Source organism: Streptomyces sp. CC0208 (genome assembly GCF_003443735.1).
Taxonomy (GTDB): Bacteria; Actinomycetota; Actinomycetes; order Streptomycetales; family Streptomycetaceae; genus Streptomyces; species Streptomyces sviceus.
This window is the reverse complement of record NZ_CP031969.1, coordinates 3,085,651-3,106,229: the sequence shown is the minus strand read 5'-3', so window position 1 is coordinate 3,106,229 and position 20,579 is coordinate 3,085,651. Positions and strand designations below refer to the sequence as shown.

At 71.8% G+C, this 20,579-nt stretch carries 23 protein-coding genes; 16 read left to right on the top strand and 7 right to left on the bottom strand.

Features of this window, described 5'->3' with window-relative positions; all coding sequences use genetic code 11:
- The first annotated feature begins 45 nt into the window (after positions 1 to 45).
- Genes D1369_RS13975 through D1369_RS13960 form a run of 4 tightly spaced genes read left to right on the top strand, consistent with a single transcriptional unit; the run spans position 46 to position 3,471 of the window.
- Positions 46 to 957, top strand: a complete 912-nt coding sequence (locus D1369_RS13975; RefSeq protein ID WP_007384498.1) for an ABC transporter ATP-binding protein — start codon at positions 46 to 48, stop codon at positions 955 to 957.
- Positions 954 to 1,694, top strand: a complete 741-nt coding sequence (locus D1369_RS13970) for an ABC transporter permease (RefSeq protein ID WP_007384499.1) — start codon at positions 954 to 956, stop codon at positions 1,692 to 1,694. The genes D1369_RS13975 and D1369_RS13970 overlap by 4 nt, the downstream gene beginning before the upstream one ends.
- Positions 1,691 to 2,857 (top strand): histidine kinase, encoded by a 1,167-nt coding sequence (locus tag D1369_RS13965; RefSeq protein ID WP_007384500.1) that lies wholly within the window; start codon positions 1,691 to 1,693, stop codon positions 2,855 to 2,857. Before D1369_RS13970 ends, D1369_RS13965 begins: the two co-directional genes overlap by 4 nt.
- Positions 2,854 to 3,471, top strand: coding sequence for a response regulator transcription factor (locus D1369_RS13960; protein WP_007384501.1), 618 nt, complete (start codon positions 2,854 to 2,856; stop codon positions 3,469 to 3,471). The genes D1369_RS13965 and D1369_RS13960 overlap by 4 nt, the downstream gene beginning before the upstream one ends.
- A gap of 64 nt (positions 3,472 to 3,535) precedes the next feature.
- Here D1369_RS13960 and D1369_RS13955 read toward each other — a convergent pair whose 3' ends face one another.
- Both D1369_RS13955 and D1369_RS13950 read right to left on the bottom strand, forming a co-directional pair.
- Positions 3,536 to 4,387 (bottom strand): transglutaminase-like domain-containing protein, encoded by an 852-nt coding sequence (locus D1369_RS13955; protein WP_037901353.1) that lies wholly within the window; start codon positions 4,385 to 4,387, stop codon positions 3,536 to 3,538.
- Positions 4,388 to 4,419: 32 nt separating this feature from the next.
- Positions 4,420 to 5,427 (bottom strand): GNAT family N-acetyltransferase, encoded by a 1,008-nt coding sequence (locus D1369_RS13950; RefSeq protein ID WP_118082471.1) that lies wholly within the window; start codon positions 5,425 to 5,427, stop codon positions 4,420 to 4,422.
- A gap of 140 nt (positions 5,428 to 5,567) precedes the next feature.
- Between D1369_RS13950 and fdxA the strand changes: the two genes are divergently transcribed.
- A complete protein-coding gene (fdxA, locus tag D1369_RS13945; RefSeq protein WP_007384503.1) occupies positions 5,568 to 5,885 on the top strand; it encodes a ferredoxin in 318 nt (105 codons plus the stop codon).
- 110 nt (positions 5,886 to 5,995) lie between these two features.
- Positions 5,996 to 7,090, top strand: a complete 1,095-nt coding sequence (locus tag D1369_RS13940; RefSeq protein ID WP_007384504.1) for a bifunctional succinyldiaminopimelate transaminase/glutamate-prephenate aminotransferase — start codon at positions 5,996 to 5,998, stop codon at positions 7,088 to 7,090.
- A gap of 79 nt (positions 7,091 to 7,169) precedes the next feature.
- On the opposite strand, the gene D1369_RS13935 is transcribed toward D1369_RS13940, so the two are convergent.
- Positions 7,170 to 7,610 carry a hypothetical protein gene (locus D1369_RS13935; protein ID WP_007384505.1) on the bottom strand — a complete coding sequence of 147 codons (441 nt, stop codon included), beginning with the start codon at positions 7,608 to 7,610 and terminating at the stop codon, positions 7,170 to 7,172.
- Positions 7,611 to 7,884: 274 nt separating this feature from the next.
- Positions 7,885 to 8,874: a heavy metal transporter gene (locus tag D1369_RS13930; protein ID WP_106433532.1), complete on the bottom strand. Its 990-nt coding sequence runs from the start codon at positions 8,872 to 8,874 to the stop codon at positions 7,885 to 7,887.
- A gap of 84 nt (positions 8,875 to 8,958) precedes the next feature.
- Between D1369_RS13930 and dapE the strand changes: the two genes are divergently transcribed.
- Both dapE and D1369_RS13920 read left to right on the top strand, forming a co-directional pair.
- Positions 8,959 to 10,038, top strand: coding sequence for a succinyl-diaminopimelate desuccinylase (dapE, locus tag D1369_RS13925; RefSeq protein ID WP_007384507.1), 1,080 nt, complete (start codon positions 8,959 to 8,961; stop codon positions 10,036 to 10,038).
- A gap of 108 nt (positions 10,039 to 10,146) precedes the next feature.
- Positions 10,147 to 10,905: a TIGR00730 family Rossman fold protein gene (locus tag D1369_RS13920; protein ID WP_007384508.1), complete on the top strand. Its 759-nt coding sequence runs from the start codon at positions 10,147 to 10,149 to the stop codon at positions 10,903 to 10,905.
- Positions 10,906 to 10,945: 40 nt separating this feature from the next.
- Here D1369_RS13920 and folP read toward each other — a convergent pair whose 3' ends face one another.
- Positions 10,946 to 11,806 (bottom strand): dihydropteroate synthase, encoded by an 861-nt coding sequence (folP, locus tag D1369_RS13915; RefSeq protein WP_007384509.1) that lies wholly within the window; start codon positions 11,804 to 11,806, stop codon positions 10,946 to 10,948.
- A gap of 137 nt (positions 11,807 to 11,943) precedes the next feature.
- Here folP and D1369_RS44520 point away from each other — a divergent pair, with 137 nt between their 5' ends.
- A complete protein-coding gene (locus D1369_RS44520) occupies positions 11,944 to 12,303 on the top strand; it encodes a DivIVA domain-containing protein (RefSeq protein ID WP_082319452.1) in 360 nt (119 codons plus the stop codon).
- A complete protein-coding gene (locus D1369_RS13905; RefSeq protein ID WP_007384511.1) occupies positions 12,300 to 12,878 on the top strand; it encodes a DNA-3-methyladenine glycosylase I in 579 nt (192 codons plus the stop codon). The genes D1369_RS44520 and D1369_RS13905 overlap by 4 nt, the downstream gene beginning before the upstream one ends.
- Before the next feature lie 3 nt (positions 12,879 to 12,881).
- On the opposite strand, the gene D1369_RS13900 is transcribed toward D1369_RS13905, so the two are convergent.
- A complete protein-coding gene (locus tag D1369_RS13900) occupies positions 12,882 to 13,673 on the bottom strand; it encodes an enoyl-CoA hydratase-related protein (protein WP_118082470.1) in 792 nt (263 codons plus the stop codon).
- Between the two features lie 357 nt (positions 13,674 to 14,030).
- Between D1369_RS13900 and D1369_RS13895 the strand changes: the two genes are divergently transcribed.
- Complete coding sequence (locus tag D1369_RS13895) at positions 14,031 to 14,198, top strand: DUF3117 domain-containing protein (RefSeq protein ID WP_003966491.1); 168 nt, start codon at positions 14,031 to 14,033, stop codon at positions 14,196 to 14,198.
- A gap of 104 nt (positions 14,199 to 14,302) precedes the next feature.
- Here the strand turns inward: D1369_RS13895 and D1369_RS13890 are convergent, their stop codons facing one another.
- Complete coding sequence (locus D1369_RS13890) at positions 14,303 to 15,001, bottom strand: O-methyltransferase (RefSeq protein ID WP_342364943.1); 699 nt, start codon at positions 14,999 to 15,001, stop codon at positions 14,303 to 14,305.
- Between the two features lie 235 nt (positions 15,002 to 15,236).
- Here D1369_RS13890 and sigE point away from each other — a divergent pair, with 235 nt between their 5' ends.
- From sigE to D1369_RS13865, 5 genes are all read left to right on the top strand, one after another.
- Positions 15,237 to 15,935: an RNA polymerase sigma factor SigE gene (gene sigE / locus D1369_RS13885; protein ID WP_037901355.1), complete on the top strand. Its 699-nt coding sequence runs from the start codon at positions 15,237 to 15,239 to the stop codon at positions 15,933 to 15,935.
- Positions 15,932 to 16,894, top strand: coding sequence for a zf-HC2 domain-containing protein (locus D1369_RS13880; RefSeq protein WP_007384516.1), 963 nt, complete (start codon positions 15,932 to 15,934; stop codon positions 16,892 to 16,894). The genes sigE and D1369_RS13880 overlap by 4 nt, the downstream gene beginning before the upstream one ends.
- A 91-nt stretch (positions 16,895 to 16,985) precedes the next feature.
- Positions 16,986 to 18,932 (top strand): trypsin-like peptidase domain-containing protein, encoded by a 1,947-nt coding sequence (locus D1369_RS42895; protein ID WP_162951014.1) that lies wholly within the window; start codon positions 16,986 to 16,988, stop codon positions 18,930 to 18,932.
- A gap of 207 nt (positions 18,933 to 19,139) precedes the next feature.
- Positions 19,140 to 19,568 carry a sec-independent translocase gene (locus D1369_RS13870; protein WP_007384517.1) on the top strand — a complete coding sequence of 143 codons (429 nt, stop codon included), beginning with the start codon at positions 19,140 to 19,142 and terminating at the stop codon, positions 19,566 to 19,568.
- Between the two features lie 294 nt (positions 19,569 to 19,862).
- Positions 19,863 to 20,528: a hypothetical protein gene (locus tag D1369_RS13865; RefSeq protein WP_037901357.1), complete on the top strand. Its 666-nt coding sequence runs from the start codon at positions 19,863 to 19,865 to the stop codon at positions 20,526 to 20,528.
- Positions 20,529 to 20,579 lie beyond the last annotated feature (51 nt).

Genomic DNA, 20,579 nt, shown 5'->3' with positions numbered 1-20,579 from the left:
GGCCGACACTGCCCGCCACCGCACCCGCGGAGCCACCATGGCCGTATGACAACGACAGCCCCGGTGGTCGCCTTCGACCAGGTGAGCAAGGCGTACGGCGAGGTACGCGCCGTGGACGGACTGGACCTGACCCTGCGCCCGGGGGAGACCGTGGCGCTGCTCGGCCCCAACGGCGCCGGCAAGTCCACCACCCTCGATCTGCTGCTCGGCCTCAAGCAGCCCGACAGCGGCAGCGTCCGGCTCTTCGGCACCAGCCCGCGTGAGGCGATCGTCGCCGGGCGCGTGGGCGCGATGCTCCAGAGCGGCGGTCTGATGGACGAGGTCACCGTCGCCGAGCTGGTACGCCTCGCCTGCGATCTGCACCCGAAGCCGTACCGGCCCACCGAGGTGCTGTCCCGCGCGGGCATCGCCCAGATCGCCGACCGCAAGGTCAACAAGCTCTCCGGCGGCCAGGCCCAGCGGGTCCGCTTCGCCCTCGCGACCGCCGGCGACAGCGACCTGATCGTCCTGGACGAGCCGACGACCGGCATGGACGTCACCACCCGCCAGGCCTTCTGGGCCACCATGCGCGAACAGGCCGACCAGGGCCGTACGGTCCTGTTCGCCACCCACTACCTCGAAGAGGCCGACGCCATCGCCGACCGGGTGCTCGTCCTGCACCGGGGCCGCCTCCTCGCCGACGGCACCGCCGCCGAGATCAAGGCGAAGGCCGGCGCCCGCAGGATCGCCTTCGACCTGGAGGGCGCCATCGACGAGGGGCCGCTGCGCGCACTGCCCTTCCTCACCTCGATCGACATAAGCGGCCAGACCGTCCGCATCCAGTCCACCGACGCCGACGCGACCGTCCACGCCCTCTACGGCCTCGGCGTCTACCCCCGCAACCTCGAAGTCGCCGGGCTCGGTCTGGAGCAGGCCTTCGTCGCCATCACCGAGGCCGAGGAGGCCAAGCAGTCATGAACAGCCTGATCAAGCTGGAACTCGTCCGCGCCCTGCGCAACCGCAAGTTCCTGTTCTTCTCGGTGCTCTACCCGTCGGTGCTGTTCCTGATCATCGCGGGCAGCTCCGGGACCACCGACAAGGTCGACGGCACCGGTCTGACGGTCGCGACGTACATGATGGTCTCGATGGCCTCCTTCGGCGCCCTGACCGCCGTCCTGATGGGCAACAGCGAGCGCATCGCGAAGGAGCGGGAGGGCGGCTGGGTACGGCAGTTGAGGCTGACCACGCTCCCCGGTCGCGGCTATGTCCTCGCCAAGACGGCGAGCGCGGCCGTGGTGAGCCTGCCCTCGATCGTGGTCGTGTTCGTCGTCGCCGCGACCGTGAAGGACGTACGACTGGACGCCTGGCAGTGGCTCGCCCTCACCGGCGCGATCTGGGCCGGAAGCCTCGTCTTCGCCGCCCTCGGCGTCGCCATCGGCTACCTCGCCACCGGTGACGCGGTCCGCCCGATCACGATGATCACCTACTTCGGGCTTTCGATGCTGGGCGGCCTGTGGATGCCCACGACGACCTTCCCGCAGTGGCTCCAGGACATCGCCAAGTGGCTGCCCACGCACGCGTACGCTGCCCTCGGGCAGGCCATCGAGCAGAGCCGCGCCCCGCACGCACAGGACATCGCCGTCCTGGCCGTCTCCTTCGCCCTGTTCGCGGGCGGCGCGGCCTGGCTGTACCGGAAGGACACGTTGAAGGCGTGAGTGGCACCGGCGTCGGGATCGGGCAGCGCCCCGAGACCCGCAAGCAGATGATGGTCAAGATGCTGTGGACGGGCATCTGGCTGGTCTATCTGAGCGCACCCGTCTCGGACCTCCTGCACGGCGGCCACGGCGCGGTGGCCGTCGTCCTCGGCTGGCTCGGCCTCGCGGGCTTCGTCGCCTGGTACCTGGCGCTGCTGTTCAGGACCGGCCGCCGCAACGCCCAGGAGTTCGTCCTCGTCTCCCTCGCGGTCCTCTCGGCCGAGTCGACCCTGCTCGTCCTCACCCTGGGCCGCGAGTGGCTCGTCCTCTTCGTGTACGTCTCGATCGCGTCCGGCGCGGCCCTGCCGCTGCGGCTCGCCCGCTGGACCATCCCCGCAGCGTCCGCCCTGATGGCGATCCTCGCCCTGCTCGTCGCCGACGGCACGGACTACATCGGCGCCCTCCTCATCCCGGCCCTGCTCGGCGGCTTCGCGATGACCGGCGTCCGCGAACTCGTCCGTACGACCATCGAGTTGCGGGAGGCCAGGGCCCGGGTCGCCCAGCTCGCCGCCAACGAGGAGCGGCTGCGCCTCGCCCGCGACCTGCACGACCTGCTCGGCCACTCCCTGTCCCTCATCACCCTGAAGAGCGAGCTGGCGGGCCGGATGCTCCCCGCCCACCCCGACAAGGCGGCCCAGCAGGTCGCCGACATCGAACAGGTCAGCCGGCAGGCCCTGGTGGACGTCCGCGAGGCCGTCTCGGGTTTCCGCCGCCCCCGTCTGGCCGCGGAACTCGCGGGCGCCCAGGTCGCGTTGACGGCAGCCGGCGTCACCGCCACCCTGCCCCCCGAACCCGACCTCGCCGGCGTGCCGGAGGAGAGCGAGTCGGCCCTGGCCTGGGCGCTGCGCGAGGCGGTCACCAACGTCGTACGGCACAGCGGTGCCCGCGGCTGCACGGTGGAGCTGCTGCACCGCCAGACCCTCGACGGGCCCCGGCTCGAACTCACCGTCGAGGACGACGGTTCCGGCGGCGCGGGCAACGCTCCCGGCAACGGCCTCACCGGCCTCACCGAACGCCTGGAGAAGGCCGGCGGCACCCTGGAGGCCACCGGCACCCGGCGCGGCTTCCGGCTGGTCGCCCGCGTGCCCGCCGGTTCCGCGGCCGACGTAGGATCCGCCTCATGACGAGCCGCACGATCAAGGTCCTGCTCGCCGAGGACCAGTCGATGGTCCGCGAGGCCCTGGCCGCCCTGCTCGGCCTGGAGGACGACATCGAGGTCGTCGCACAGGTGGCCCGCGGCGACGAGGTCCTGGCGGCGGCCCGCGCCCACGACATCGACGTGGCCCTCATGGACATCGAGATGCCGGGCGCGACGGGCATAGAGGCGGCGGCTCAACTCCACAAGGAACTCCCGGCGGTCAAGCTGGTCATCCTCACGACCTTCGGCCGCCCCGGCTACCTCCGCAGCGCGATGGAGTCGGGCGCCGACGCCTTCCTGGTCAAGGACGCCCCCGCGGCCCAACTGGCGGAAGCGGTACGCAAGGTGCTCGCGGGGGAGCGGGTCATCGACCCCACCCTTGCGGCGGCGGCACTGGCGGAGGGCGCGAACCCGCTGACGGACAGGGAGCGGGAGGTCCTGAGAGCAGCGGCCGACGGCTCCACGAACGCCGAGCTGGCGCAGACCCTTCACCTGTCCCAGGGCACGGTCCGCAACTACCTGTCGACGGCGATCCAGAAGCTGGCGGTACGGAACAGGGCGGAGGCAGTCCGGATCGCGAGAGAGAAGGGCTGGCTGTGACCCACCCAGGGGCGCGGGGAACTGCGCGACCAGCCACAGCGGACCGGTAGACGCTACGACGGGCCTAGTTCAACCGTGCTCGCGCCGCCCGTGCCTGCTGTCGCAGACGCCCCGCGGCCGCCTCGTCCACCGCCGCCACCACCCCCGCATACGCCTCCAACTCCCCGGCCCCCTCGACGAAGTCACCCCGCTGCACGAGCAACTGCGCCCGCTCGTACCGAAGCCGCGCCGGATGCGAGGGCAACAGCAGGGCCAACTCCACGGCCCACAGCCCCACATCGGACCGCTCGGGACGGGTCGCGGCCCACGCGCGCACGTTGTTGAGGATGCGCTGCACGACGTCCAGGGTCTCCGCGGGCACCAGCATCGACGGCTCCAATGAGCCCCCCGTGGCCCCCGCCACCAACAACTCGGCGTCGGCCCCCGCCAGGACCCGCCCCCCGTCGAAGGGATCGGCCAGCACCTGCTCCTGCGGCGGCCCGAACCCCACGACGAAGTGCCCCGGCAGAGCCACCCCGTACACCGGAGCTCCCGCCCGCCGGGCCACCTCCATCCACACCACCGACAACAGGATCGGCAACCCGCGCCGCCGCACCAGCACCTCGTGCAGCAACGAGGACTCCAGCCGCTGATAGTCCGCGGCGGAGCCGTGAAACCCGCACCGGTCGCCCAGCAGCTCCCGCAACGACACCGCCCACGAGCGAGGCCCGCCCGGCCGGAACGGCAGCTGTCCGGCCAGCGTGTCGAGTTCGATCTGGGCCGCGTCGATGCCGGCCTCGTCGAGCGCCCCGTCGGCCTCGGCTCCCAGGAGCAGACACAGCGCGGCCAGATCGGGCCGCTCGGACCGCGCTTCTTCGGCGAACCGCCTCCGGAGCTCGGCGGAACGTTCGGGCGATGGTGGAAACGGGGGACGCATAGCAGGCTCGTGCCCTTTCACGGCGATCGCTACTACCGGGCCCCGCCGGAGACGTCCGGCTCGCGGTAGTGGTGGTAGGCGTGGTGCGCGGCGAACCCCATCCGCTCGTACAGGGCCCGCGCACCGGCGTTGTCCGTCTCGACCTGGAGCCAGGCGGCCGACGCCCCCTCGTCGAGGGCGCGCTGCGCCAGGGCCGCCATCACGGTCGTGGCCAGCCCCCGTCGCCGTAGCGCGGGATCCACCTCGACCGCCGCGAAACCGGCCCACCGCCCGTCGACGACACACCGCCCGATCGCGGCCGGCGCCCCCGCCCCGGGGACGGTCGCGAACCACACCGACGCGCCGCTCCCCAGCACCCGCAGCGCCACCTCGCTCACCCCCTTGCGCTGATAGCGCGCCAGCCAGGAGTCGTCTGCCTCCCGGGACAGGACCACGTCCTGGTCGCACGACCGGTCGGCGACCGGCGCCAGCGCCCCGGTCCACAGCTCCGCCGTCACCTCGCGCGTCCACCCGCGCTCCTCCAGTTCCGCGCACAGCACCTCCTGCGTGCCCGCGGCGCCGGTCGCGGTCTGTATGTACGCCGGCAGGCCGCGGTCGCCGTACCACCGTCGTACGGCGGTCAGGGCCTCGTCGAGGGGCAGGCCGGGGTCACCGAGGGGGAGGACGGAGTTGGCGCGGCGGGTGAACCCGGAGGCGGCGCGCAGCTCCCACTCGCCGAGCCACTCGCTCTCCACGGGCCGCCAGCCGCGCGCGGTGATCCGGGCCAGCTCCTCGTACGAGGCGGCCGGGCCCCGGCGGCGGGCCGGCTCGGCGGGGACGACCTTGCCCGCGACCAGCGCGGATTCCGTGATGCGGACACTTTGCCCGTCCCGCCGCGTGACGCTCAGCACACCGTCGTCCCATGATGTGAGAACACCCACCGTGTCGGTGAACTTCTCCCCGGTGCCGCCGGTTTCGTCCAGGCACCGTACGGATACCCGTTTGCCCACGTCAGCTGCGGAGATACGGACGACGAGACGCCCCGCCGCGGAGATTTCCACAGGTCAGTTCACCCCTCCTGTTCGGATCATGCCCAAGAACGGAGATACTAGGGGCGGGCATCGACGACGCCGCGCTCCCGCGCGCGAGGCGGCGGAGCCTGAGGAGGCCCGCCAGCGCCCTATGGAGGAGGAACGACAGCGTGACCTACGTCATCGCGCAGCCTTGTGTCGACGTGAAGGACAAGGCCTGCATCGAGGAGTGCCCGGTCGACTGCATCTACGAGGGCTCCCGGTCCTTGTACATCCACCCGGACGAATGCGTCGACTGTGGTGCCTGTGAGCCGGTCTGCCCGGTCGAGGCGATCTTCTACGAGGACGACACTCCGGACGAGTGGAAGGACTACTACAAGGCGAACGTCGAGTTCTTCGACGAACTCGGCTCGCCCGGCGGCGCCAGCAAGCTGGGTCTGATCGAGCGGGACCACCCGTTCATCGCCGCGCTGCCGCCGCAGGCCTGATCAGCTGGCACCTTTCCGTGTCGCCTCGGTCCCGTACGGCCTGATCGCCCCCGATCCTGGCCTGCGGGACCGACGTGTTTCCCGTACGACCCGAAAGTGAGCCCGACGCCGTGTCCGCAGTCAGCGACCGCCTTCCCACCTTCCCCTGGGACAAGCTGGAGCCGTACAAGAAGACGGCTGCCGCGCACCCCGGAGGCATCGTCGACCTGTCGGTCGGCACACCCGTCGACCCGGTCCCCGATCTCGTCCAGAAGGCCCTGATCGACGCGGCGGACTCCCCGGGCTACCCGACGGTCTGGGGCACCCCGGCCCTGCGCGACGCGATCACCGGCTGGGTGGAGCGGCGCCTGGGCGCCCGCGAGGTCACCCACCGCCACGTCCTGCCGATCGTCGGCTCCAAGGAACTCGTCGCCTGGCTCCCCACCCAGCTGGGCCTCGGCCCCGGCGACCGGGTCGCGTACCCCCGCCTCGCCTACCCGACGTACGAGGTCGGCGCGCGCCTCGCCCGGGCCGACCACGAGGTCTACGACGACCCCACCGAGCTGGACCCGGCGGGCCTGAAGCTCCTGTGGCTCAACTCGCCGTCCAACCCGACCGGCAAGGTGCTGTCCAAGGACGAGCTGACGAGGATCGTCGCCTGGGCCCGGTCCCACGGCATCCTGGTCTTCTCCGACGAGTGCTACCTGGAGCTGGGCTGGGAGGCCGACCCGGTCTCCGTCCTGCACCCGGACGTCAACGGTGGCTCCTACGACGGCATCGTGGCGGTTCACTCGCTGTCGAAGCGGTCGAACCTCGCGGGCTACCGCGCGGCCTTCCTCGCGGGTGACCCGGCCGTCCTGGCGCCCCTCCTGGAGATCCGCAAGCACGGCGGCATGATGACCCCGGCGCCGACGCAGGCCGCGGTGGTGGCGGCCCTCGGCGACGACACCCACGTCCGCGAACAGCGCGAGCGCTACACGGCTCGCAGGTCGCTGTTGCGCGAGGCCCTCCTGAACCACGGCTTCCGCATCGAGCACAGCGAGGCCAGCCTCTACCTGTGGGCCACGCGGGACGAGTCCTGCTGGGCGACCGTCGCCCACCTGGCCGACCTGGGCATCCTGGTGGCCCCGGGCGACTTCTACGGCGCGGCGGGCGAGAAGTTCGTACGGGTCGCGCTGACGGCGACGGACGAGCGGGTGCGGGCGGCGGTCGAGCGACTGGCGTGACCCGCTCCGGACACGACGACCGGACACGCCGAAGGGGCCCGGGGAGTTCCCCGGGCCCCTTCGCCGTATGCGGGGGGTACTAGCCGAGCGGGAGGCTCTTCACCGGCAGGGTGTCAGCCGACGGCAGGCCGCCCTTGGCGAGGGAGTCGGTCGGCAGTCCGCCCTTCGTCGCCGTTGACGCCGTGTCGCCGACGACGCCACCGGCGGAGCCCGCGGCCGCACCCGCCGTCTTCTGCGCCACCGGCGTGGCCTTCTTCACGGCCTTGCCCGCGGACGGCACCGCCTTCTCGACGGCCTTGCCACCCGTCTTGCCCACGGTCCCGGTCAGGTTCTTCGCCGTGCCGTCCACCGTGTTGCCGACGTGCGCCCCGTCCAGAGCGGTCAGCCCGCCGAGGTTCGGAGTGGCGGGCAGCGCGGCGGGAGCCGCACTGGCGGAGCCGGCCGCACCGACCCCGGCGGCCGCTCCGGCAGCGACGAGCAGCGCGGCACGGGCGATCCTGCGGGTCAGGGGGAGGGACATGTTGCTCCTTCGACGGAGGAAACGTTGCTAGGACGCCGTGACTACCGCTCGAAGCCGTCGAAGGTTGCGGACGCGCAATGTAAAGAGTTGGCAATGCGTCGCATTATCACCTGCGGATAAAAACGGGCAAAAAGCTTCCGGTCTGAAAGTCCGCCGAATCCTTGTCGCCCTGTGTCCGCAAGGGATTTCGCGGATACGGGGGTGAGGTGACGAAAACCTGCGCACACCCGCTCCCGCGGTGGCCGGACGAGACCCTCCCGGGTGATCTTCCGAACTAGCGTGCCGTCAGTATCCGCACCGACTCCGTGCCGTCCTCGCCGCCCGTCGTACGCCACTCGCTGACGGTGTTCCCGGCCGTCCACTGCCGCCCGGCGTAGGAGACCCGCTCGATGCGCAGCGCCGAGGAGTTGGCGACGGCCCAGTGGGCGAGCTGCCAGCCGCGCTCCCGGAGGCTGCGGTCGGAACCGGGGCGGGTGTCCTTCCGCACGGGAAGGGTCACGGTGCGGGTGTCGTTCGTGCTGGGCGTCGGGCTCGGCGCGGCCTTGGCGCCCACCTCCGCCGCGGTCGTCTCCAGCGCGTCGCGCCCGAAGTCCCGTACGAGAGCCGACCGCACGGCGTCGGGGCCCGTGGCGGTGGCCTGAGTCCCCGTGGCCGTGGCCTGGGCGGCCTGGGTGGTGTCCTGGCGGCCGTCACAGGTCAGGGTGGCCGCCGCGGTGCCGGTGAGGGCGGCGGCCAGCAGCTCGGCGTCCGGCTCGTGCTTGGCGTACGCCTCCGGATAGCCGCTGCGCTGCACGCGCTGGGCGGCGACCGTCAGCGGGAGGTCCTGGTAGCCCTTCACCTTGACCAGGTGCTTGTAGAACTCGGCAGCCGCGTACGTCGGGTCCAGGATCTCCTTCGGAGAGCCCCAGCCCTGCGAGGGCCGCTGCTGGAACAGGCCGAGGGAGTCACGGTCGCCGTGCGAGATGTTGCGCAGCCCCGACTCCTGGAGCGCGGTGGCGAGCGCGATGGTCACAGCCCGCTCCGGCAGCCCGCGCCCGGTGCCGACGGCGGTGATCGTCGCCGCGTTCACCGCCTGCTCGGGCGTGAACTCGTACGACGGCCCGCCTGCGCCGCTGGAGACGACTCTGCAGGTCGGCCCGTCGGTGCCGCCGGTGAGGTACTGCACCACGAGGTAACCGGCGACCGCGCACAGGACCACGACGGCCGCCCCGAAGCGGAGGAGACGGCCACGGCGCTTGCGAGTAGGGGGCAACGGCTCTGGCATCCGGACAAGATACTGGAGAGTACTGAGACAGCTGTGCCGGACGGGGACCGAGAGGGCGCGGAGCGGGGCGTTAGGGTCGGGAGCATGGCCGACACCCCTCTTGACCTTTCGCTGGACGCAGCTCAGCTCACCGCGCAGCTCGTCGACTTCCCCTCCGAGAGCGGCACCGAGAAGCCCCTCGCGGACGCGATCGAGAGCGCCCTGCGCGCCCTGCCGCACCTCACGGTCGACCGCCACGGCAACAACGTCGTCGCCCGCACGGACCTCGGCCGTCCGGAACGCGTCATCCTCGCCGGCCACATCGACACCGTGCCCATCGCGGGCAACGTCCCCTCCCGGCTCGACGACGAGGGCTACCTGTGGGGCTGCGGCACCTGCGACATGAAGTCCGGGGTCGCGGTCCAGCTGCGGATCGCGGCGACGGTCCCGGAGCCCAACCGCGACCTCACCTTCATCTTCTACGACAACGAAGAGGTCGCGGCCCACCTCAACGGCCTGGGGCATGTGGCCGAGGCCCACCCCGAGTGGCTGGAGGGCGACTTCGCGGTCCTCCTGGAGCCGACGGACAACCAGGTCGAGGGCGGCTGCCAGGGAACCCTGCGGGTGCTGCTGACGTTCAGGGGAGAGCGGGCGCACTCCGCGCGGGCGTGGATGGGCTCCAACGCGATCCACAAGGCCGCTCCCGCCCTCGCGAAGCTGGCGGCCTACGAGCCGCGCAAGCCGGTGGTGGACGGGCTGGAGTTCCACGAGGGGCTCAACGCCGTGCGGGTGGACGGCGGCGTGGCCACGAACGTCATCCCCGACTCCTGCACCCTGACGGTCAACTTCCGCTACGCGCCGGACCGCAGCGAGGCCGAGGCGGAGGCCTTCGTGCGGGACTTCTTCGCGGACTGCGGGGTCGACGAGTTCACCGTCGACGACCACACCGGCGGCGCCCGCCCGGGCCTCACCCACCCCGTCGCCCAGGCGTTCATGGCGGCGGTCGGGGGTGTCGCCCGCCCCAAGTTCGGCTGGACGGACGTGTCCCGGTTCAGCGCGCTCGGTGTGCCCGCGGTGAACTACAGCCCCGGTCAGCCGCTGCTCGCGCACAAGGTGGACGAGCGGGTGAAGGCCTCGCTGATCCCGGAGGCTGAGGCGCGGCTGCGGGCCTGGCTGACGTCGTAGGAAGGGTGCGCCGGTGGCGCTTCATGGCGGACACGCGGACGTCCCCCCTCCGTAACCCGCGTAGATCTACGCTGAGATGGAAAGACCAGGCAAGCGGAGGGAGCGCACATGGCTACCGGGAACCCCGAGGGCAAGAAGCAGCCGCCGGAGGAGCAGCGCCTGGGACCTGTCCTCCGCCGGCGGGGACAGGTCACGGCGAGCACGACCGACCAGCGCCTGCTGGACGCGGGCGGCCCCTCGGACTGGGTCCACACCGACCCCTGGCGCGTTCTGCGCATCCAGTCGGAGTTCATCGAGGGCTTCGGCACGCTCGCCGAACTCCCGCCCGCGATCAGCGTGTTCGGCTCGGCGCGGACACCGGTGGACTCTCCCGAGTACGAGGCGGGCGTGCGGCTCGGCCGGGGCCTGGTGGAGGCGGGCTTCGCCGTGATCACCGGCGGCGGCCCCGGCGCCATGGAGGCGGCCAACAAGGGCGCCTGCGAGGCCAAGGGCACCTCGGTCGGCCTCGGCATCGAGCTCCCCTTCGAGCAGGGGCTCAATCCCTACGTCGACATCGGTCTCAACTTCCGCTACTTCTTCGTCCGCAAGATGATGTTCGTGAAGTACGCGCAGGGTTTCGTGGTCCTGCCCGGCGGCCTCGGCACCCTCGACGAACTCTTCGAGGCCCTGACCCTCGTCCAGACCCAGAAGGTCACACGCTTCCCGATCGTCCTCTTCGGCAGCGAGTACTGGGGCGGCCTCGTCGACTGGCTCAAGAACACCCTGATCGCCCAGGGCAAGGCGTCGGAGAAGGACCTGCTGCTGTTCCACATGACGGACGACGTGGACGAGGCGGTGGCGCTGGTGTCCAAGGAGGCGGGCAGGTAGCCGTTCGCACCGGCCGGGACCGGGGGTTGCGCTCCCGGTCCTAGGCCAGCCCCCTGCGGGCCACCGCCGGAGGCCGGCGTCCTGCGATCGACGCCACCATGTCGAGCACCTGCCGTGTCTCCGCCACCTCGTGCACCCGGTACACCTGGGCTCCCAGCCACGCGGACACGGCAGTCGTCGCCAGCGTGCCGACCACCCGCTCCTTCACCGGCTTGTCCAAGGTCTCGCCCACGAAGTCCTTGTTGGACAGCGACACCAGGACGGGCCACCCGGTCTCCACCATCTCCCCGAGCCGCCGAGTCGCCTCAAGGCTGTGCCGCGTGTTCTTCCCGAAGTCGTGCCCGGGATCGATCAACACCGACTCCCGGGGCACCCCCAGCGCGACCGCCCGCTCGGCGAGCCCCACGGTCACTCGCAGGATGTCGGCCATGACGTCGTCGTACGTCACCCGATGCGGCCGCGTACGAGGCTCCGCGCCCCCGGCGTGCGTGCACACGAGTCCGACCCCGTACCGCGCGGCCACCTCGGCCAGCCCCGGATCGACCCCGCCCCAGGCGTCGTTGAGCAGATCCGCCCCCGCCTCGCACACGGCCTTACCGACGGACGCCCGCCAGGTGTCGACGCTGATGATCACGTCGGGGAAGCGCCGCCGTACCTCCGCCACGAATCCGACGGTCCGCCGGGCCTCCTCCGCCGCGGACACCTCTTCGCCCGGCCCGGCCTTGACCCCGCCGACGTCGATGATGGCGGCCCCTTCGGCCACCGCCTGCTCCACGCGCGCGAGGGCGGGCTCGTCGAGGAACGTGGCGCCCTGGTCGTAGAAGGAGTCCGGGGTCCGGTTCACGATCGCCATGATCACCGGCTCGTGCGCGTCGAATTCACGCCTGCCCAGCCTGAGCATCGCCTGTGACCTCTCCTAGTACGTCCTGCACATCCGCCGCCTGCGACCCTAACCGTCCGACCCGCATGGCACGATCGGACCCTGACACATTCGACGCCGGTGGCCGGCCGCCGGCAGGGACCCTGGGGACCTCAGCGATGGTTATGTTCTTGTTCCTGGTCATCGCGCTCGCGGTCGTGGTCGCCGCGGTGACGCTCGCCGTGGTGGGCGGCGGCGAGAGCGACGGCCCGCTGCCGGACGTCGCCCCCGAGCGGCTCCAGGACCCGCTGCCGCTGCACCGACCCCTGAACCGCGCCGACATCGAGGGCCTGCGCTTCCCGTTGACCGCCCGCGGCTACCGCATGGCGGACGTCGACGACGCGCTCAGCCGCCTCGGCGCCGAGCTCGCCGAGCGGGACGCCCGGATCGCCGACCTGGAGTCCGCGCTGGCCGGCGCCCAGGCCGCGGCCCACGTCGCCCTGCACAAGCCGGAGCACGGCCAGGAGGAGCAGCAGTGAGCGACGGCACCGCCCTGACCGGCCCGGACGGCGCTCCGCGCTGCCCCTGGGCCCTGTCCACCCCGGACTACGTGACGTACCACGACGAGGAGTGGGGCCGCCCGGTCCACGGCGACGACGCCCTCTACGAACGGCTCAGCCTGGAGGCCTTCCAGTCCGGACTGTCCTGGATCACCATCCTCCGCCGCCGCGAGGGTTTCCGCGCCGCCTTCGCGGGTTTCGAGATCGCCAAGGTGGCCACGTTCGGTGAGGCCGACCGCGACCGTCTGCTCCTCGACCCGGGGATCATCCGCAATCGCGCCAAGATCGACGCGACGATGGCCAACGCGCGCGTGCTGGCCGAATGGTCCCCGGGCGAGCTGGACGAGCTGATCTGGTCCCACGCCCCGGCCTCGCACGCGGTCCCCAGGACCCTGGCGGACGTCCCCGCGGTCACTGCGGAGTCGACCGCCTTGTCCAAGGCCCTGAAGAAGCGCGGGCTGCGGTTCGTGGGCCCGACGACGGCGTACGCCCTGATGCAGGCGTGCGGACTGGTGGACGACCACCTGGAGACGTGCGTCGCCAGGAGCCGCTGAGCCCTACCGGCCCAGGTACTTGGGCGTCTCCTTGTTCACGAAGGCCCGCACGGCGATCGCGTGGTCCTCGGAGGCCCCCGCCCGCGTCTGCAGCTCGTCCTCCTTGTCCAGCGTCTCCGCCAGGGAGTGCGACAGCGCGTACGCGAGGGACTCCTTGATCGCGCCGTACGCCACCGTCGGCCCCTCCGCCAGGGCCCGCGCCACCCGCTCGGCCTCCGCGGGCAGCTCGGTGGACGGCACGAGACGGTTCACGATCCCCAGATCATGGGCGTCCCGAGCCGACATGGTCCGCGGGAAGAGCAGCAGGTCGGCGGCGCGCCCCGGCCCCACCACCCGCGGCAGCGTCCACGAGATCCCGGAGTCCGCGGTCAGCGCCACCCCCGCGAACGAGGTGTTGAACGCGGACGTGTCCGCCGCCACCCGGTAGTCCGCCGCGAGCACGAGCCCGAAGCCGGCACCCGCCGCGACCCCGTTCACCCCGGCCACCACCGGCTTCGGCATCTCCGTCAGGGCCCGCACGACCGGGTTGTAGTGCTCCCTGACCGTGCTCATGACCTCCGTGGAGCCCTCGGCGAGCAGCCCGATGTGCTCCTTGAGGTCCTGTCCCACGCAGAACGCCCGCTCCCCGGCGGCGGTGAGCAGCACGGCCCGTACGGCGTCGTCCGAGGCCGCCGACTCCACGGCCTCCCGCAGCGCGACCTTGGTGGCGATGTTCAGCGCGTTCATCGCCTCCGGCCGGTTCAGCGTGATCGTCGCGAGCCCGTCGTGCACCTCGTAGAGCACGGTGTCGGCCATGGCGTATCCCCTCCGGTTGTCCGCTGCATCCGATGTCCGAAGACAGCATGGCGGAGATCACCGTCCGCGGACCGGACCGGACGTGTGACCTGCGTCAAAGAATTACGGAGCGCTCACGAGCGGCTGGGATCGGCGCGGCGGCGGAGTATCGCAGCCACATCGCCGAATTGAGTGGTTTTGCTCGCGCGCGTTGCCCAAGCGATGCCGACTGATGTTGGTCATCGGGTCCTGCGATGCGGGATAATGGCTGGGAAGCAATGTGTTCGATGCCGGTGGCGTGTGTCCCTTCTTGGATGCGCGTGCCCTCCCAGGGCTGTCGGCTTTGACGATGAGCTGGTTTCAGGAAGGGGAACGAGCATGGCGGCCATGAAGCCGCGGACGGGCGATGGCCCGCTCGAGGTGACCAAGGAGGGGCGGGGCATCGTCATGCGCGTTCCGCTCGAAGGCGGCGGTCGGCTCGTCGTCGAGCTGACGCCTGACGAGGCCGACGCGCTCGGTGACGCCCTCAAGAAGGTCGTCGGCTGACGCGGAAGCGACCATACCCTTTCGGCTGCCCCGGCATCTTTTGAGGTGCCGGGGCAGTGGTCTGCCCGGGCGGTCCCCCTAATGGCCGTACGGCCCTCATCGGCTCAGCGCTTGACCGCGCAGAGCAATCCGTCGCCCACCGGCAGCAGCGACGGCACCAGCTCCTGGCTCTCGCGTACGGCCCGCAGCAGCTCCCTCAGGCGCAGCACCTCGGTCGGCTGCGGTCCCGAGTCCACGGTGCGGCCGTTGGCGAAGACGCCCTCGAAGACCACCAGGCCACCGGGACGCAGCAGGCGCAACGATTCAGCGAGATAGTCCATGACCTCCTGCCGGTCACCGTCGCAGAAGACGAGGTCGTAGCCGGCGTCGGCGAGACGGGGCAGGACGTCCAGGGCGCGGCCCGGGATGAAGCGGGCCCGGTTGCTGGCGAAGCCGCAGGCGCGGAACGCCTGGCGGGCGAACTGCTGGTGCTCCGGCTCGGGGTCGACGGTGGTCAGCACGCCGTCCGGGCGCATCCCATACAGCAGGTGAATGCCGGACACGCCGGTGCCGGTGCCGATCTCGGCGACCGCCTTGGCGTCCACGGAGGCGGCCAGCAACCGCAGCGCCGCGCCCGCGCCGGGCGACACCGAGCGCAGCCCCGCCTCACGGGCCCGGTCCCGGGCCCAGCTCAGGACTTCGTCCTCGGCGACGTAGGCGTCGGCGAACGCCCAGCTCGTCTGCCGGTTGCCGGTAATGACCCTCTCCTTGCCCCGTGGTTGCCTGGGCGTGACTGTATCCGTTGGCGTCGGGAACCCGCAGATGGGACCGGGCGTTTAGAGGGGTGGAGACGCACCCGGGGGGACACAGTTGGATCACGAAGCCGAGCGGGCCCTCGAGCAACTGCTGACGCAGGGGACCGAGTGGTATCAGCCCAGATCAAATTCTCGTAAAACCGCTTATCCGGAGCTAACGGGCGAGGTGGCTATGGTAGGGGCTCCACTGGAGACAACCAGAGCCGACAGGGGAGGTGCGGCCGCACCTGGTGATCGTGGGGGAGTGCTGCGGCGCTTCCTCGGATCGGCGGGCAGGCCGAGATCCGTGAACGACACTGCTGACCACAGCCACGCCGGCGACTACGCCCAGACCGCGACCTTTGCCACCGACGCGGACGGGCAGGCGTGGACTCCGCCCACCTGGGAGGAGATCGTCAGCACGCACAGCGGCCGCGTCTACCGCCTGGCGTACCGCCTCACCGGTAACCAGCACGACGCCGAGGACCTCACGCAGGAGGTCTTCGTCCGCGTCTTCCGCTCGCTGTCCACGTACACACCGGGCACCTTCGAGGGCTGGCTGCACCGCATCACCACCAACCTCTTCCTGGACATGGTCCGCCGCAAGCAGCGCATCCGCTTCGACGCCCTCGGCGAGGACGCGGCCGAGCGGCTGCCCAGCCGCGAGCCGTCACCCCAGCAGCTCTTCAACGACGCCCACTTCGACGCGGACGTCCAGCAGGCCCTCGACACCCTCGCGCCGGAGTTCCGCGCCGCGGTCGTCCTGTGCGACATCGAGGGACTGTCGTACGAGGAGATCGCCGCCACCCTGGGCGTCAAGCTCGGCACCGTCCGTTCGCGGATCCACCGCGGCCGGTCCCAGCTGCGCAAGGCCCTTGCCCACCGCTCACCCGAGGCCCGTGCCGAGCGCCGCTCCTTCATGGCCCGGGTCCCCGCGCTGGGGGGAGGGGGCGCGTCCGCGTGAGTGGATCACTGCCCAAACCCGGCGAGGGAAGCCTCGCGGAACAGCATCTGGGAGACCGGCTCGCCGCCCTGGTGGACGGCGAGCTCGGTCACGCCACGCGAGAGCGTGTCCTTGCGCATCTCGCCACCTGCCCGAAGTGCAAGGCGGAGGCGGACGCCCAGCGCCGCCTGAAGAACGTCTTCGCGGAGGCTGCCCCGCCCCCGCCCTCCGAGAGCTTCCTGGCCCGCCTCCAAGGGCTGCCGGGAGGTGATCCTGACGACGGCGACGGCTCGCCGTTCGACGGAGGAGGATTCGGAGGACTGTCGGGACGACCCGGCACCACCGGAGCCTTCGGCGTAAGACGTGGCGAGCGCTTCGCGTTCGACTACGTCCCCGCCCGCACGCACACCGCGCTGCTCCCGCCCTCCGCGGGCCGGGGCTTCCGCATCCATGACGTCAGCCGTCACGAGACCGACCGCTCGGCCTCGCGCGGCATGCGGTTCGCGGTCGTCGCCGCCGGGGCGGTGTCGCTGGCCGCGATCGCGCTGGGCGGCGTCACCACCGGGGTACCGGGCGACACCGACGCCCGCGGGGCCGGCAGCAATGTGACACCGGCACGCACGGCGGGCACGGGAGCCGCGGTGGCGGAGAGCCAGCGCCGCCGTGGCGTGGGTCCGCTCCTCGCGCAGGACCAGGGACAGCGGACGACGGGTGACACACCGGTCGCCCCGACCACCGCGTCCGCCCCGCTGCTGCCGGGCATCCCCGCCCAGGTGCAGCAGGCGGCCCTGCACTCCCTGACGGCGCCCGTCGTCGCCGGAGCCGCCGCGATGTCCCCTCTCATACGTCCGCTCAGTGCCTCCCCGCCGCTCACCCTGACGTCCCTGTCCACACCGCCGGACCTCACCACCGCCGGCTTCCTCGCCGCACCCGTCTCCCCCACCCCGTCGGCGCCCCCTCCCCCCAGCACCGCCCGCTGACCGGCGCCCTGCTCCGCGGCGCCCGAACCTGGTTGAATCCACAGACAGGTCGACGTGCCGCGCACCGCGGCCGGTCAACTGTGGGGGGAGCATGGACGAGGGCAAGCCGAGGGCGGTTTCCGGGCCAGGCGAGGGGGCTGCGCCGAGGACCGGCCCGACGGGGGCCGACGGTGACTTCTTGCTCGGGCCACCGGAAGACCGGGCGTCCGGTGCGAAGACGGACGGACCGGCGGCCGCGGACGACTTCGAGTTGCCCGCCCCGGACCGCCCCGAGCCGCCGCAGGACTACGACTCCTCCAGCACCCCGCCCTACGGCGTGCCGGGTCCCTGGGCCCCCGCCCCGCGGGTCCAGCACCCGGCGACGACCACAGCCACGCATGGAACGGGGATACCGACACCGACTGGGTCGGAGGGTCAGGGCACGGCGATGTCGGCGCCCCCGACGCCCGCACCGCGGCAAGGGCAGGGCACACCCACGCCCTCACCGCACCCCGACGCAGCGGTTCCGCCGGGTGACGCCCCGGTCCCGGCCCCAGGACCGCACCTCGACGGGCCCGCCCACCCCCCGGCGGCCCAACCGTCCCACCCCGTCACCGCCCCTCCGGCACCCCTCGGCGCGCTCGCCCCACCGCCGCCGGGTCGCCCCCCTGCGTCGGCCGCGAGCGTCGCCCCAGCCGCACCCTCGCCGTCCGACACGCGACCCCCGCAGGGGCAGCCGTCCGACTCCGCCCAGGACTCGGCCTCATCCATGGACGCGCCCACCCCCTTCCCGGCGACCGCCACGGCACCCCCAGCCGGCCGGCCCCCGGTCTCACCCCCGGCGCCGGCCACCCCGAACCCCTGGCAGAACTACGACCCCTGGGCCCCCGTCCCCGCCCCCCTCCAGCAGACCGGTGCCGTGGTGGACACCGTTGGCGCCCGGCGTCGCCGAGCCCGGCGGGCGCTTCTCACCGGTGCTCTCCTGCTCGCGCTCGTGGCGGGCGGGATCGGTGGGGTCGTAGGGGCGTATCTGGAGCGCAACGGCATGGGAGGTGACGTCGTGGAGTTGCCGCAGGCCGAGGAGGAGCCCGCAGGGCGCGCGCCGGGCACTGTCGCCGGGATCGCCGCGAGGTCGCTGCCCAGCGTCGTGACCCTGCATGTGAGCGGGGCGGAGGAGTCCGGGACCGGGACCGGGTTCGTGCTGGACGGGCGGGGTCACATCCTCACCAACAACCACGTCGTGGAGCCGGCCGGCGCCGACGGCGAGATATCGGTGACCTTTCAGAGCGGGGACACCGCCGTGGCCACCGTCGTGGGGCGGGACAGCGGCTACGACCTCGCCGTCGTCCAGGTGCGCGGTGTCGGCGGGCTGCGGCCCATGCCCCTCGGCAACTCCGACAGCGTCCAGGTCGGCGACCCCGTCGTCGCCATCGGCGCCCCCTTCGACCTGGAGGGCACCGTCACCTCCGGGATCATCAGCGCGAAGGAACGGCCCATCACCGCCGGAGGCGAGAGCGGGGAGGGGAGCGACGTGTCGTATGTCGACGCCCTGCAGACCGACGCGCCCATCAACCCCGGCAACTCCGGCGGCCCCCTCCTCGACTCCCGGGCCCGTGTCATCGGCATCAACTCCGCCATCCGTTCCGCCGACGACGGCACTGGCTCCGGGACCGGACAGGCCGGTTCGATAGGTCTCGGCTTCGCCATTCCCGTCAACCAGGCCAAGCGGGTCGCGGAAGAACTGATCAACACCGGCAGGGCGACCCATCCCGTCATCGGAGTCACCCTCGACATGGACTACACGGGCGACGGCGCCCGCATAGGGACGAAGGGCAGCGACGGCGGACCCGCCGTGACCGAGGGCGGTCCGGGCGACCGGGCCGGACTCCGGGCGGGCGACGTCATCAGCGAGGTCGACGGCCGCCGTATCCACTCCGGCGACGAGCTCATCGTGAGGACCCGCGCCCACCGCCCCGGCGACCGCCTGCGGCTCACCGTGAAGCGCGACGGCAGGGAAAGGAGTCTTTCGCTGGTCCTCGGATCCTCAGATGGCGGCTGAAGCGATGACAGAAACCTCGTAGAGGCGCCCCCGAATCCCGCGCCACAAGGCAAACAACCAGGAAAACCGCCCACCCGCACGGACTCGGAGCCCTCGGGGCAGTACCGGTCGTACGGGATCCCCAGGTACCGTGGACCCGGCCCGGACCACGGAAGACCGCACAGACCACCGAGGGCCGAGGACCGAGGACATCGCAAGGAGCTTCAGGTGTTCAATGACATAGGACCGCTCGAGCTGATCACGCTCGTTGTCCTCGCCGTGCTCGTCTTCGGTCCGGACAAGCTCCCGAAGGTCATCCAGGACGTCATGCGGACCGTGCGCAAGATCCGCGAGTTCTCGGAGAGCGCCAAGCAGGACATCCGTTCGGAGCTGGGCCCGGAGTTCAAGGACTTCGAGTTCGAGGACCTCAACCCCAAGACGTTCATCCGCAAGCAGCTGGACAACGACGAGCTGGGGCTCAAGGAGATCCGCAACGGCTTCGACCTGAAGAAGGAGATGGCCGAGGTCACCGACGCGGTGCACAGCACGGACACCTCGCCTTCCTCGTCCTCCTCCGGTGGCCGGATCGACATGACCAAGAAGCCCGAGGAGCTCGGCAAGGACGACCGCCCGCCCTTCGACGCGGACGCCACCTGAGCCGTACGCCCCACCGGAAGGCGCCTGCCGAGCAGTTGAGCTCGCGGGCGCCTTTTCCCGTCGTACGTGACGTCGTACGTGACGCGTTTCATACCGCGCTCTCACCGCGCACGGCCCCCGTACGGCCTGAAGCCACCCTCCGTGCGCCCCGCGCGCCGGGCGGTTTCCCCGCAGCTCGGAGCGGTGTGGCTATGCTGCCGAGTTGTTGTGCGGGCCGTACGCGAACCAGCGACGCCGCCCGAAGGGGGGCGGGCCGGTCCGGTCCGACGAGAGCTAGTAGGAGGCGTCCGGCACATGGAGACGACGAGTGGGGCAGTCGCGCAGGCGCCGGCCGCGGAGGGTGGCCAGCAGGTTCCCTTCGCCCGGCGCACGGTCGACGGCTACCTTCAGGCGCCCTTCCCCTGGTACGGCCTCGACGAGGCCTTCACGGGGCCGCGCTGGCTGATGCAAGTCGGCACGTCGGCCGACGGGGCCGTCGAGCACGGGTCGATCGGCCACGGTGACGAGCCCTCGGTGAAGAACGAGGCGGGCTCCACGGGGGAGCCGAAGGAGAAGTTCGCGGTCGTGGTGACCGTCGCCGCGAACCCGTCCCGCAGGAGCGCGGACGGCACGGGGCTGCTGGAGGCCACGTCGGTCTCCTCCGCCGCCTGGCTGGCCGGGGTGGGGCTGCTGTCGTTCACCTGGCCCGGACAGATGGACCACTCCCTGCGCGACGACTGGCTGGACCAGCAGACCGAGACGGCCTGGGTCCTGGCGGACGACCTCGAAGGACCCGACTGGTCCACCCTGTCCCTCCCGGTGGACGGCGTGCCCACGCCGTTCCACTACCGGGAGTCGGAGTTCGGCTGGGTGCTCGCGGGCTCCACCCAGGAGGGGGTGCACGTGGGGGCGTACGGGAGAGGCATGAGCGCGTACGGGCTCGGATTCGCGATGATCAAGGACATCTCGGCGTACGCGTAGCGCGCGGTGGGGCACCGAGGGTCCGTGCGGTGCCCCACGACCGTCCTGCCG

What these genes read in the sequence shown, in the direction of transcription:
- D1369_RS13970 (WP_007384499.1), top strand. Translation starts at nt 954, where the DNA reads ATGAACAGCCTGATCAAGCTGGAACTCGTCCGCGCCCTGCGCAACCGC.
- D1369_RS13960 (WP_007384501.1), top strand. Translation starts at nt 2,854, where the DNA reads ATGACGAGCCGCACGATCAAGGTCCTGCTCGCCGAGGACCAGTCGATG.
- D1369_RS44520 (WP_082319452.1), top strand. Translation starts at nt 11,944, where the DNA reads ATGGTTATGTTCTTGTTCCTGGTCATCGCGCTCGCGGTCGTGGTCGCC.
- D1369_RS13975 (WP_007384498.1), top strand. Translation starts at nt 46, where the DNA reads ATGACAACGACAGCCCCGGTGGTCGCCTTCGACCAGGTGAGCAAGGCG.
- folP (WP_007384509.1), bottom strand. Translation starts at nt 11,806, where the DNA reads ATGCTCAGGCTGGGCAGGCGTGAATTCGACGCGCACGAGCCGGTGATC.
- D1369_RS42895 (WP_162951014.1), top strand. Translation starts at nt 16,986, where the DNA reads ATGGACGAGGGCAAGCCGAGGGCGGTTTCCGGGCCAGGCGAGGGGGCT.
- D1369_RS13895 (WP_003966491.1), top strand. Translation starts at nt 14,031, where the DNA reads ATGGCGGCCATGAAGCCGCGGACGGGCGATGGCCCGCTCGAGGTGACC.
- D1369_RS13865 (WP_037901357.1), top strand. Translation starts at nt 19,863, where the DNA reads ATGGAGACGACGAGTGGGGCAGTCGCGCAGGCGCCGGCCGCGGAGGGT.
- D1369_RS13955 (WP_037901353.1), bottom strand. Translation starts at nt 4,387, where the DNA reads ATGCGTCCCCCGTTTCCACCATCGCCCGAACGTTCCGCCGAGCTCCGG.
- D1369_RS13920 (WP_007384508.1), top strand. Translation starts at nt 10,147, where the DNA reads ATGGCTACCGGGAACCCCGAGGGCAAGAAGCAGCCGCCGGAGGAGCAG.
- D1369_RS13900 (WP_118082470.1), bottom strand. Translation starts at nt 13,673, where the DNA reads ATGGCCGACACCGTGCTCTACGAGGTGCACGACGGGCTCGCGACGATC.
- dapE (WP_007384507.1), top strand. Translation starts at nt 8,959, where the DNA reads ATGGCCGACACCCCTCTTGACCTTTCGCTGGACGCAGCTCAGCTCACC.
- D1369_RS13935 (WP_007384505.1), bottom strand. Translation starts at nt 7,610, where the DNA reads ATGTCCCTCCCCCTGACCCGCAGGATCGCCCGTGCCGCGCTGCTCGTC.
- D1369_RS13930 (WP_106433532.1), bottom strand. Translation starts at nt 8,874, where the DNA reads ATGCCAGAGCCGTTGCCCCCTACTCGCAAGCGCCGTGGCCGTCTCCTC.